At 59.8% G+C, this 12,678-nt stretch carries 10 protein-coding genes; 5 read left to right on the top strand and 5 right to left on the bottom strand.

Annotated features, from left to right (window positions below):
• Positions 1-169: 169 nt before the first annotated feature.
• Positions 170-2,317: a formate dehydrogenase subunit alpha gene (gene fdhF / locus HMPREF3142_RS14435; RefSeq protein WP_077625390.1), complete on the bottom strand. Its 2,148-nt coding sequence runs from the start codon at positions 2,315-2,317 to the stop codon at positions 170-172.
• Positions 2,318-2,589: 272 nt separating this feature from the next.
• On the opposite strand from fdhF, the gene HMPREF3142_RS14425 reads away from it, so the two are divergent.
• The 3 genes from HMPREF3142_RS14425 (at position 2,590) to HMPREF3142_RS14415 (ending at position 5,084) form a co-directional block, all read left to right on the top strand.
• Entirely contained in the window at positions 2,590-3,318 is a 729-nt protein-coding gene (locus tag HMPREF3142_RS14425; RefSeq protein ID WP_008807258.1) for a response regulator transcription factor, read from the top strand.
• A gap of 84 nt (positions 3,319-3,402) precedes the next feature.
• Positions 3,403-4,161 (top strand): type IV toxin-antitoxin system AbiEi family antitoxin, encoded by a 759-nt coding sequence (locus HMPREF3142_RS14420; RefSeq protein WP_070612171.1) that lies wholly within the window; start codon positions 3,403-3,405, stop codon positions 4,159-4,161.
• A 5-nt stretch (positions 4,162-4,166) separates the two neighbouring features.
• Positions 4,167-5,084, top strand: a complete 918-nt coding sequence (locus tag HMPREF3142_RS14415; protein WP_032734038.1) for a nucleotidyl transferase AbiEii/AbiGii toxin family protein — start codon at positions 4,167-4,169, stop codon at positions 5,082-5,084.
• A gap of 124 nt (positions 5,085-5,208) precedes the next feature.
• Here HMPREF3142_RS14415 and HMPREF3142_RS14410 read toward each other — a convergent pair whose 3' ends face one another.
• The 4 genes from HMPREF3142_RS14410 to HMPREF3142_RS14395 form a co-directional block, all read right to left on the bottom strand.
• Positions 5,209-6,216, bottom strand: a complete 1,008-nt coding sequence (locus tag HMPREF3142_RS14410) for a carbohydrate kinase family protein (RefSeq protein ID WP_022065799.1) — start codon at positions 6,214-6,216, stop codon at positions 5,209-5,211.
• 74 nt (positions 6,217-6,290) lie between these two features.
• Entirely contained in the window at positions 6,291-7,232 is a 942-nt protein-coding gene (locus HMPREF3142_RS14405) for an ABC transporter substrate-binding protein (protein ID WP_012543155.1), read from the bottom strand.
• A 30-nt stretch (positions 7,233-7,262) separates the two neighbouring features.
• Positions 7,263-8,261 carry an ABC transporter permease subunit gene (locus tag HMPREF3142_RS14400; RefSeq protein ID WP_023296904.1) on the bottom strand — a complete coding sequence of 333 codons (999 nt, stop codon included), beginning with the start codon at positions 8,259-8,261 and terminating at the stop codon, positions 7,263-7,265.
• Complete coding sequence (locus HMPREF3142_RS14395) at positions 8,258-9,778, bottom strand: sugar ABC transporter ATP-binding protein (protein ID WP_008807253.1); 1,521 nt, start codon at positions 9,776-9,778, stop codon at positions 8,258-8,260. Before HMPREF3142_RS14395 ends, HMPREF3142_RS14400 begins: the two co-directional genes overlap by 4 nt.
• Before the next feature lie 179 nt (positions 9,779-9,957).
• Between HMPREF3142_RS14395 and HMPREF3142_RS14390 the strand changes: the two genes are divergently transcribed.
• Positions 9,958-12,243 (top strand): ATP-binding protein, encoded by a 2,286-nt coding sequence (locus tag HMPREF3142_RS14390; RefSeq protein ID WP_023296905.1) that lies wholly within the window; start codon positions 9,958-9,960, stop codon positions 12,241-12,243.
• Between the two features lie 70 nt (positions 12,244-12,313).
• Positions 12,314-12,667, top strand: a complete 354-nt coding sequence (yjdP, locus tag HMPREF3142_RS14385) for a DDRRRQL repeat protein YjdP (RefSeq protein ID WP_012543151.1) — start codon at positions 12,314-12,316, stop codon at positions 12,665-12,667.
• The last annotated feature ends 11 nt before the right edge of the window (positions 12,668-12,678 follow it).

Below are 12,678 nucleotides of genomic sequence, written 5' to 3'. Positions count from 1 at the left end.
GCGCAATGCGCCGCCTCCGGGGAAAATCCCCGGTATCGCTACCGCTTACCGGGGCTACAGCGTTGTACGATTTGGTAGCCCGGAGAAGGCGCAATGCGCCGCCTCCGGGGAAAATCCCCGGTGGCGCTAACGCTTACCGGGGCTACTCAATGGTACAAAGGTTCGAACCTTAACCCATTGCGCTTTCGCGCAGGCGGTCTTTCAGCTTGTTGTACTCATCGATCACGTACTGTTCCGCCGCGCGCTGATCGGCAATCCGCTCAACGTTGACCGCGCAGTACTTGTACTCCGGCGTTTTGGTTATCGGACTCAGGTTCTCTGAGACCAGCTCGTTACAGGCACCGATCCACCACTGGTAGGTCATATACACCGCGCCTTTGTTCGGCCGGTCGCTGACCTGCGCGCGGGTGATGATCCGACCCTTACGCGAATTCACCCACACCAGCGCTTCATCTTCGATGCCTAACCGTTCGGCGTCGGCGGTGTTGATTTGCGCATAGCCAGGTTCATCCGCCAGTGCCGCCAGCGCCGCGCAGTTACCGGTCATTGAACGACACGAGTAGTGGCCGACTTCGCGCACCGTCGACAGCACCATTGGGTACTCGTCGGTGAGCTTATCGATCGGCGCGACCCAGTCGCAGGTGAAGAACTGCGCCAGCCCGTTCGGGGTATCGAACTTCTCTTTAAACAGATACGACGTCCCCTGGTCGGCGTCGGACTCATCGCGGCATGGCCACATGACGTAGCCGAGTTCGCCCATTTTTTCATAGGTGGCGCCGTAGAAGTCCGGGCACAGATGCCGCAACTCATCCCAGATCTCCTGGGTATTGTTGTAGTGCATCGGATAGCCCATCCGGGTGGCGATTTCGCTGATGATCTGCCAGTCGGTTTTCAGGTCCCACTTCGGCTCCACGGCTTTAAAGAAGCGCTGGAAGCCGCGGTCCGCTGCGGTATACACGCCTTCGTGCTCGCCCCACGAGGTGGACGGCAGGATGACGTCGGCCGCGGAGGCGGTTTTGGTCATGAAAATGTCCTGGACGATAACCAGTTCCAGATCGTCGAACGCTTTGCGGACCGCCGAGAGTTCGGCATCGGTCTGCAGCGGATCCTCACCCATGATGTACGCTGCCCGCACTTCACCGTGCGCCGCGCGATGCGGCAGCTCGCTGATGCGATAGCCGGTATGTTCCGGCAGGCTGTCGACGCCCCAGGCTTTGGCGAACTTCTCGCGGTTCTCCGGGAATTTGACGTACTGGTAGCCCGGATAGGTATCCGGCAGCGCGCCCATATCGCAGGCCCCCTGGACGTTGTTCTGGCCGCGTACCGGGTTGACGCCGACGCTCGGCTTGCCGAGGTTGCCGGTGAGGATCGCAAGGCTGGTCAGCGACCGGACCGTCTCCACGCCCTGATAGAACTGGGTGACGCCCATGCCCCACAGGATGGCGGCGGATTTGGCGCTGGCGTACATCCGGGCGCAGGCGCGGATCTCCTGGGCGCTAACCCCGGTGATCGCTTCCACCGACTCCGGCGTATAGCCTTCAACGATTTTGCGATACTCCTCGAAGCCCTCGGAACGGCTGGCGACGAAGGATTTATCGTACAGATCCTCTTCAATAATCACATGGCCAATGGCGTTGAGCAGCGCGATATTCGAGCCGTTCTTCAGCGCAATGTGCATGTCGGCGATGCGCGCGGTTTCAATTTTGCGCGGGTCGCAGACGATGATTTTCGCCCCGTTGCGTTTGGCGTTAATGACGTGATTCGCCACGATAGGGTGGGAATCCGCCGGGTTGTAACCGAAGATAAACACCAGATCGGTGTTATCAATCTCCGTGATGGCATTACTCATGGCGCCGTTACCGACCGACTGGTGCAGACCTGCAACCGAAGGGCCGTGTCAGACGCGAGCGCAGCAGTCGACGTTATTGGTACCAATAACGGCGCGCGCGAATTTTTGCATCACATAGTTGGTTTCATTACCGGTGCCGCGGGAGGAGCCGGTGGTTTGGATCGCATCCGGGCCATATTTGGCTTTAATGGCGCTGAGGCGAGTGGCGACGTAATCCAGCGCCTCATCCCAGGAAACCGCTTCCAGCTTGCCGCCGCGTTCACGACGGATCATGGGGGTTTTCAGGCGCGGCGTCAGGATCTGGGTATCGTTAATAAAGTCCCAGCCATAATAGCCCTTCAGGCACAGGGTTCCCTGGTTGGTTTTCCCCTGCGCCGCTTCAGCCCGAACGATTTTGCCGTTATCGACCACCAGGTTGATTTTGCAACCTGATGCGCAATACGGGCAAACCGTGACGACTTTTTTCATCGGTCTTGCTCCAGTTATTCAATGGGCGCGTTTGCGCTATCGCGCCGTCACTATGCATCTTCTATGCCATATTTTCATTGTGGATATTCCTTGATGATACGCGGCTTTTTTGGGCGAAATGCTGACGAAAAACAGCCTGTCGACAGATTTGACGTGTCGATACGCCGGAGATGTGACGGCGCTTGAAAAAATGTCACCGGGAGAGGAATTTGTCGGCGCAGGCTTGCAGAATCGATCAGACTGACACTAATTCCCCGCGGGCAGAGGCAAAGATGAAACCAGTCATTTTGGTGGTGGATGACGACATAGCGATGGGCGAACTGCTCAGCGATGTGCTTGGCGCGCACGCGTTTGAAGTACTGGTCTGCCAGACCGGCGGCGACGCGCTGGCGAGGGTGGCGCAGCGGGCAGACATCGCGCTGGTTTTGCTGGATATGATCCTGCCGGATACCCATGGTCTGCAGGTGCTTCAGCAGCTGCAGCGCACGCGGCCTGAGTTGCCGGTGGTGATGCTGTCTGGTCTGGGCAGTGAGTCTGATGTAGTGGTGGGCCTGGAGATGGGCGCCGATGATTACATCGCCAAACCTTTCAGCTCGCGGGTGGTGGTCGCCCGGGTGAAAGCGGTACTGCGACGCAGCGGGGCGCTGGCCGGCGAGACGTCGGGCGTCGGCAGCGGCCTGACGTTTAACGGCTGGCGGCTGGATACCACGCGCTGCGAACTGTATAACCCGCAGCAGCAGGCGATCCCGCTGACCCAGGGAGAATATGGCCTGCTGCTGGCGCTGGCGCAGAACGCGCGCCGGGTATTGAATCGCGAACAGCTGCTGGCGCTGACTCATAATGAAAGCACTGAGGTGTTCGACCGGACCATCGACGTGCTGATCATGCGCCTGCGCCGCAAAATCGAGTTAAACCCGCATCAGCCGACGTTGATTAAAACCCTGCGCGGTCTGGGCTATGTCTTTTCCGCCGATGTGACCCACAGCGATAAGGCGGCGTAGGGCGAGGTGCTGCCAACCTGCTCTTGACTTTATTTAGCGCGGCGAGTTTACTTTTTTTATTAAAGTGACACCTTGGGTTAATCTATGTCATCAAAATTAAACTGGCTGCTGCAAAACAGTGCTCCCGGAGATGTGATCCTTCAGTCCTGGTTAAGCCGGCATGCCATCTCTCCCTCTCTGGCCTTTAAATACACGCAAAGTGGCTGGTTAAAAAAACGAGGCAACGGCGTATACGCGCGTGCGGGACGTGAGCCGGAGTGGAACGATGCATTAGCATGTTTGCAAAATCAGCTAGCCGCTCCGGTGTATGTCGCGGGGCTCAGTAGCTTAGTCTGGCAGGGTCGTTCACACTATCTACAGCTCAAACAAAACCAGTGCTGGTTGAGTATGGAAAATAAAGCGCTGCTGCCAAAATGGTTCAGGGAATTCCTGGGTGTGGAGTGGATAGTCATATCGGGGCAAAAACTGCCGGTGCTGGATGATAAATACCGCGTAACGCTTGATGTAAAAGGGAAAAGACTCACCGGCAGTGCGCCGGAACTGGCTGCTTACGAGTTGTTGAGCGCGGTACCGGGGACCCTCTCATTTAACCACGCGGCAGAGCTTTTCCAGGGACTAGTTAATCTTAATCCTCGTAAAGTAGAGTATCTGCTTTCTGTCAGCCAGTCCGTGCAGACCAAGCGTTTGTATCTCTTTTTCGCCAGTTTTTACGAGCATGGTTGGCTCAGACGAATCGATAGCCAAAAAATCGATCTGGGTGCGGGTAAGCGGCAAATCGTGGTAAATGGCAAGTTCAATGCTCAATATCAAATCACTGTGCCTGAACGCTTTCAAAAGGAATAAAAAATATGGATATACAGGCGCCCTATTATCGGCAGGTTGCTCTGTTAATGCAGGTTTTACCCTATGTTGCCGTCGAACGGGAATTTGCGCTGAAAGGTGGCACGGCAATCAATCTCTTTATCCGTGATTTCCCACGATTATCGGTGGATATCGACCTCGCCTGGGTGCCCCTGGAAAGCAGAACGATCGCTTTACCTCATATACGGGATGCGCTTGCACGTATTGCCGCCAATCTGCAACAACAGGCAGGTATAAACGCTGTATTACAAGCTAATCGTTCCGATGAGATGCGTGTCGTTGTTACTACCGATAGCGCACAAATAAAGATAGAGGTCTCACCGGTCGCACGGGGAACATTATATCCACCACAGGAGCGAGAGGTGGTGGGGGCGGTAGAGGACGTTTTTGGCTATGCCAGCCTTCCGGTGGTTTCGTTGCCCGATCTCTACGGTGGAAAATTATGCGCGGCGCTGGATCGCCAGCATCCCAGAGATTTTTATGATGTGAAATTACTTCTTGATGCGCAGGAGCTTAACCGTCCCATTTTCAATGGGTTTATCGCGTATTTACTTAGCCATAATCGGCCTCTGGCTGAAGTGCTTAGTCCTCGCTGGAAAGATATTGCTGAACCCTTTTACCGTGAATTCAGCGGGATGACATTTGAGACGATAGCCCTGGAGGAACTGACAGCAGTCCCCTACAGGATGATTGATGCGTTAAAATCCTGTTTCACGCAACAGGATATCGATTTTTTGCTGTCATTTAAACGAGGCGAACCAGACTGGCGGTTAGCGCCGGAAACACGTATTCAGGATTTGCCTGCCGTGCAGTGGAAATTGCGCAATATTCATCAGATGCCAGCGATAAAACGCGCTGAGTCGTTAGATAAACTGGAAAAGGTGTTGGCCGAGTGGCGCAGTTAGTCATCTGGCCCGCCCTTGTTGAACTCAGCGTAAAACAGGCGTGATTTGAATAAACCGTATCCCTTTTCTCGCCATGATACGTCGTTCTCCTGTGGCATCGCCCTGATAGCGGGATCTACCCAGTCTAACCATTCTGCAACTGAATAAACGCCTGCAGCTCAGGGAGCGTTTTGGCGCCGTCGATCGCATTCGCGGCCTGCAGGCTGGCGCGGGCGCAGGCGTGGGCCAGCTGCAGACTGTCGGTTAACGGCCAGCGTTCGTGGCTGCCGTACAGCAGGCCGGCGCAGAAGGCGTCCCCGGCTCCGACGCTGCCGATAATCTCCTCCGGCGGCAGCCGCCATGACGGTACCCAGCGCCCGGCTTCCGTGCGGGATACGCCCCATGCGCCCTCCGGACAATGGATCACTACCCGCTGGCGCACGCCGGCGTCAAGTAATGCGCTGGCGGCGCGGGCGATATTAGCGACGTGCGGCTCACCGTTGGGCAGGCGGATTTCCAGCCCGCTAAACTCGCTGGCCTCCAGCTCATTGATGGTCAGGTAGTCGAGATGCGCCAGCGCCGGCAGGACCCGCGGGCGGTAGTGCGGATCGCCTTTGCGCGACACCAGGTCGAGGGACACTTCATAGCCTCGATCGCGCATCTGCGCCAGCAGTCGTGCGCTGCGGGTGCCGAACGCCTCGTCGGGCCGATCAAGGCTTTCGAGCAGCAGCAGATAGCCGAGATGAAAAATCTTCAGCGGCGTATCCAGCGGCTCAAAGGCCGGGAGGTCAAGCAGTCGGTTGGCGCCGGGAGAGTGAAAGAAGGTGCGCTGACCGTCGGCGTCGGTCATCACCTGGGTCATCGAGGTGGGTGCGGAGCTGGTGCGCTGCACGAGCTGGCGATTGATATGGTACTGATCGAGCATGGCGGTAATGTAGTCGCCGTCGTTATCCTCGCCAATCAGGCCAACCGCCTGCAGCGGCAGTCCGGCATGCATTTTAGCCAGGGTCAACAGGACATTCAGCGGGGCGCCGCCGGTGGCGCGTTCGCTATGGACAATTTCCACCAGCCAGCCGCGCTCCGGCCACTGCCTGATCTGATGGACATGATCGACCAGCATGTTGCCTGCGGCAATAATCCCTTTACGTTCCATGATCGCTACTCCGCGCCGTCATACTCGTTAAGCGTAGCGCACAATCGGCGGAACGATTGTGCGCCGGGTTGCGCTTATTTCACGGTCCAGCCTTTGTAAGAGCTGACGTTGTTTTTGTCGATCATCGTCACCGGGATTAGCACTGGCGCGGTCGGCGCCGGTTTGCCCTGCAGGATGTCGTAGCCAATCTCCACCGCCTTCGCCGCCATGACCTGCGGATCCTGCGCCGGCGTCGCGACGAACAGGGAGTTCTTACGCTTCAGCGCCTCTTCGCCGTCCGGGCTGCCGTCGACGCCGACGATGAAGAATTCGCTACGCTGCGCCTGTTTCGCCGCCAGATCGGCGCCAATCGCCGTCGGATCGTTGATCGCGAACACGCCATCAATCTTCGGATTGGCCGCCAGCAGGGAGGTCATCACCTCCAGGCCGCCTTCCCGGCTGCCTTTAGCGTTCTGGTTGGAGGAGAGGATTTTTATATCCGGGTGTTTTTTGAACTCCGTTTCGCAGCCTTCGACGCGGTTTTGTACGGCGGAGACTGGCGGCCCGTTGATGATCACCACGCTGCCTTTGTTGTTCAGGCGGTCGCTAATGTATTTACAGGCCAGCTCGCCCGCCTGGGTGTTATCGGAGGTGATGGTGGCGTCGGCGCCTTCGGCGGCAACGTCAACCGCTACCACCACGATCCCGGCCTCTTTGGCCCGCTTCACCGCCGGGCCAATGCCCTTCGAATCGGCGGCGTTGAGGATGATCATATCGACTTTGGCGGCGATAAAGTTATCGATCTGCGCCACCTGCTGGCCCAAATCGTAGCCGCTGGAGACCAGCGTCACTTTGACATTATCTCCCGCCAGCTTGCGGGCCTCCAGCTCCGCCCCTTTGGTGATCTGCACAAAGAACGGGTTGGCAAGGTCGCCCACTGTCACGCCAATCGCTTTCAGTTCTTTGGCCGACGCAAAGGGGGAGGCGGCCAGCAGCGCGCCAGCACACAGCGCGGTCACTATCGGTTTTAAACGCATTCGCTTTTCCTCGCAGGTAAGATGGTGTTGTTATGCACTTTGATGGTGTCGGGTACGGTATTTGTCGATCAGCACCGCAATGATGATCACCGCCCCTTTGATCACCAGTTGCCAGAAGTAGGAGACCCCCATCAGGGTCATGCCGTTATTGAGGGTGGCGATAATCAGCGCCCCCACCAGCGTACCGGTGATGGTGCCGATACCACCGACGAAGCTGGTGCCGCCGAGAATGACCGCGGCGATGGCATCCAGTTCGTAGCCGACGCCGAGGTTGCCGTTGGCGCTGTATAACCGCGAGGCGCTCATCACCCCGCCAAGACCGGAGAGCAGGCCGCTCATGCCGTAGACAAACAGCAGCACCAGCCAGACTTTGATGCCGGTCAGCCGCGCCGCCTGCATGTTGCCGCCCACCGCGTAGATATGCACCCCAAGGGTAGTGCGGCGCAGGATAAACCAGCACACCGCGATCACCGCCAGGGCGATGACCACCAGCCACGGCACCGGGCCGAGATAGTCATTGCCGATCCACTCAAAGCTGATATCGGAGTTGATCACCGTGGTGCCGTCAGCCAGCAGATAGGCGGCGCCGCGCAGCGCCGTGTAGGTGCCGAGGGTGACGATAAACGGCGGTAACCCGGCGAAGGCGACCAGCGCGCCGTTGAACAGCCCAAGCAGCAGGCCGAGCATCAGCGCCGCCGGAATCGACAGCAACGTAAACGCCGGGATCAGCGACACCACCATTGCCGCCACCGCGGTGGTGCCGAGAATGGAGCCGACGGAGAGGTCAATGCCGCCGGTAAGAATGATGAAGGTCATTCCCGCCGCCAGCACAATGTTGATCGAGGCCTGGCGGGTGATATTCAGCAGATTGCTTTCCGTGAAAAAGTTGGGGGCGATAAAGCCGAAAACGGCGACGATCAGGATGAGGATCGGCAGAATGCCGACGGTCTGCATCAGGTCGCCCATCAACATTTTTTTCGCCGAAGCGGATTTCGCGACCGGCGCGGAGGTCTCTTTCGGTATGCTCATAGTTGCCCTGCCTTAAGGTGAGAATCGTTCACGCCGGTGGCCAGCGTCATGATACTTTCCTGGCTGATATCGCCGGCCTGTAACTCGCCGGCGATAGCGCCCTCGCGCATCACATAGACCCGGTCGCTCATGCCCACCACTTCGGGCAGTTCGCTGGAGATCATCAGAATGGCGACGCCCTGGCGCGCCATGTCGTTCATGATGCGGTAAATCTCGCTTTTCGCGCCGACGTCGACGCCGCGGGTGGGTTCATCGAGGATCAGAATGCGCGGGCCAATCGCCACCCAGCGTGAAATCAATAATTTCTGCTGGTTGCCGCCGGACAGTCCGCCGGCGCGCACCTGGGCGTGCGGCACGCGGATGTTAAGCAACTGGATGGCGTCATCGGAGATGGTTTGCGCCTTCCGGCGGTTGAGCATCCCCCAGTTCGCGTCGCGTTCCAGCGTCGCCATGGTGATGTTTTCCTGGGCTGCCAGTTCGAGAAACAACCCCTGTTCTTTGCGGTTTTCGGTCAGAAAGCCGATCCCGAGGTCGATGGCTTCGCGCGGCGAGTGGATCACCACCGGCTCGCCGTCGATCTCAATCACCCCGCCGGTGGCTTTGCGCACGCCGAAGATCAGCTGCGCCAGTTCGGAGCGCCCGGCGCCGACCAGTCCGGCGAGGCCGACGATTTCGCCAGCATGCACCACGAGGCTGCTGGGCTTAACCTTGCCGCCATCGGTCAGATCCTCGACCCGCAGGCGCGGCTGGCCGCGGGGAATGTCACGTTCTTTATTGAACAGATCGCTGAGCGGGCGGCCGACCATCATGCGCACCAGCTCCGGCGCGTTGAGCTTGTCGCGCACCAGGCTGCCGACATACTGCCCGTCGCGCAGGACGCTGACGCGGTCGGAGAGCTCATACACTTCCGCCATGCGGTGGCTGATATAGATAATCGCCATCCCCTCATCGCGCAGGCGCAGGATGAGCTCGAACAGGCGCTGGGTTTCCCGCGAGGAGAGGGCGGCGGTGGGTTCATCCATCACCAGAATGCGGCTTTGACGGTGGAGCGCCCGGGCGATCTCCACCTGCTGCTGTTCGGCGATGGTCAGGGTCATCACCCGGTCGCTGGCTTTGAACTGGGCGCCGAGACGGTCGATCACCGCCTGCGCCTGGCTGAGCATGGCTTTGCGCTGCACCAGGCCACCGCGCGCCAGCTCGCTGCCGAGGAAAATGTTTTCCGCGACGGTCAGGTTCGGCGCCAGCTGCATCTCCTGATAGATCAACGTGATCCCAGCGGCCAGCGCGTCCTTGGGGCCGCGGATGGTTTGCGGTTTTCCGTCGATCAGGATCTCGCCGCTGGTGGCGGTATAGGCGCCGGCAAGGATCTTCATCAGCGTGCTTTTTCCGGCGCCGTTTTCTCCCATCAGGGCATGGATCTCCCCTGGCCAGACCGTCAGGTCGACGCCCTTCAGCGCGTAGAATTTGCCAAAAGCTTTGGCGATATGGCGCATTTCCAGTACCGGGGTGGCGGTCATCGCGGCGCTCCTGTCTATGAGAACAATAGCTGCAGTCCACCACCGGAAAATAAATGCAGAATGTCAGAATCCATTCATATTTGTCATAGTGATAAATAGTTAACCGCGATCACAGTTACGCGGCGTCATTTTCTGCACCGTCACGCCTATATGCCGACCTATCCTTCACCGGAGTTGCTATGACCGCTCGCCGACACCCGTTTTTCACCAGCGCCCGTGGCCGCCTGCTCTCCTTTAATCTATTGATGGGCGTGGTCACCCTGTTGGTGAGCGGCGTGGCGGTGTTCGGCTTTCACCACGCCAGCCAGCTGCAGGAGCAGGTGCAGCGCCAGACTCTCAACGACATGCGCGGCAGTATGGATCTGGCGCGGGACACGGCGAATGTCGCCACGGCGGCGGTGCGCCTGTCGCAGGTGGTGGGGGCGCTGGAGTACAAAAGCGAAGCGGAACGGCTGCTGGCGACGCAGCAGGCGCTGAAGCACTCGCTGGCCCAGCTGGCGGCGGCCCCGCTGGCGCAGCAGGAGCAGGCGCGGGTGGCCAATATTATTCGACGCAGCAACGCGCTGCAGCAGAGCGTGGCGGAGATGCTGGAGCGCGGCCAGCGCCGCCATCTGCAGCGCAATGCGCTGCTGAGTTCGCTTTACCAGAATCAGAGCAACCTGCGCCATCTCGCCGATCTTAACGATCGCGGCGGGGATAAGGCGATCGATCCGCGCCGGCTGGCCGAGATGGACCGGCTGATCGTGGCCGCGATCCATACCGTTACGCCGCGGTCGATCGTTCTGCAGCTCGACCAGCTGCGCGGCGACCTGCCGGCAGGCAGCGCCGATCCCGCGCTGGCGTTTTTCCTGCCCGACGTCACCCGGGAACTGGCGACGCTGGCCCCGCTGTCGGCCCAGCTGGAGGAGAGCGACCTGACGATCAGCTGGTACATGTACCATATCAAAGCGCTGGTCGCGTTGCTTAACGAGGATATCAATCAGTACGTGACCCGGGTGGCGGAAGCCTCAGAGCAGCGGGCGGCGCAAAGCCATCGGGAGCTGCGCTCCATCAGCATGTTTATTCTGCTTTCCGCGCTGCTGGCGCTGGCGATCACCGGCTGCGCCGGGTGGTATATCTACCGTAACCTTGGCTCGAACCTGACCGCCATCTCCCTGGCGATGTCGCGGCTGGCTCAGGGGGAGCCGAACGTCTCGGTGCCGGCCCTGCAGCGGCGCGATGAGCTGGGCGAGCTGGCGCGAGCCTTTAACGTTTTCGCCCGCAATACGGCGTCGCTGGAGCACACCACCCGGCTGCTGAAAGAGAAGACCACCCAGATGGAGATCGATCGAATTAAGCGCCAGGAGCTTGAAGAAGCGCTGCTGCACAGCCAGAAGATGAAGGCCGTCGGCCAGTTGACCGGGGGGCTGGCGCATGACTTTAACAACCTGCTGGCGGTGATCATCGGCAGCCTCGAGCTGGTGGAACCGGACGCACGCGATGCGCCGCGCCTCTCCAGGGCGCTGAAGGCGGCGGAGCGTGGGGCGCTTCTGACTCAGCGGCTGCTGGCCTTTTCGCGCAAACAGGCGCTGCATCCCCAGGCGGTGGCGATGGCGCCGCTGCTGGAGAACCTCAGCGAGCTGATGCGTCACTCCCTGCCGGCGACCTTAAGTCTGGAGATTGAGGCGCAGTCGCCGGCGTGGCCGGCATGGATAGACGTTGGCCAGCTGGAAAACGCCCTGATCAATCTGGTGATGAACGCCCGTGACGCCATGGCCGGGCGCGACGGGGTTATCAAAATACGCACCTGGAATCAGCGGGTCACCCGCAGCAGCGGTCAGCGGCAGGATATGGTGGCCCTGGAGGTGATCGATCATGGCAGCGGGATGTCACAGGCGGTGAAAGCCCGGGTGTTTGAACCGTTCTTCACCACCAAAGCCACCGGCAGCGGCAGCGGTCTGGGACTGTCGATGGTGTATGGTTTTGTGCGCCAGTCGGGCGGCCGGGTGGCGCTGGAGAGCGCGCCGGGGCAGGGGACGACGGTGCGGCTGCAGCTGCCGCGGGCGATGACCGAGGTTGAGACGACGGTGGCGCCAGCGGAGGACGAGCCGCTGCCGGCGGGAGAACGGCTGGCGCTGGTGCTGGAAGATGAAGAAGATGTACGCCAGACGCTGTGTGAACAGCTGCATCAGTTGGGCTGGCTGACGCTGGAGACGCCGAGTGGCGAAGAGGCGCTGCAGCTGCTGGAGGCGTCGCCGGATATCGCGCTGTTGATTAGCGATCTGATGCTGCCCGGCGCGCTGAGCGGCGCCGACGTGATCCATACCGCCCGACGCCGCTTTCCGGCGCTGCCGGTGCTGCTGATCAGCGGCCAGGATTTGCGTCCGGCGCAGAATCCGGCCCTGCCGGAAGTGGAGTGGCTGCGTAAGCCGTTTACCCGCGCCCAGCTGGCGCAGGCGCTGAGCGCGGCGTACGCGAGGATTTGAGATTCCTCCGCTACTCGGGGGGTGTACGCTTGATTAAGGTAGCGGCAGGACTCTGACGAGATTGGCCCCGATGAAACGTTACGCAACCGCACTGCTCTTTTGCACCCTGTCGCTGACCAGCCTGGCCGCTCGCGCCGATATTATCGATGACGCGATCGGCAATATTCAGCAAGCCATTAACGACGCCTATAACCCGGGTAGCAACCGCTCCGATGACGACGACAGATATGATGACGATGGCCGGTATGATGACGGGCGCTATCAGGGGAGCCGTCAGCAGAGCCGCGACAGCCAGCGTCAGTATGACGATCGACAACGGCAACTGGACGATCGCCGCCGCCAGCTTGACGAACGCCAGCGCCAGCTCGATCAGGATCGTCGCCAGTTAGAAAGCGACCAGCGTCGTCTGGATGATAGCTACTGATCGCTCCGCAA

Source organism: Klebsiella sp. HMSC16C06 (assembly GCF_001808325.1).
GTDB lineage: Bacteria > Pseudomonadota > Gammaproteobacteria > Enterobacterales > Enterobacteriaceae > Klebsiella > Klebsiella variicola.
This window is presented reverse-complemented; position numbering and strand designations above follow the sequence as displayed.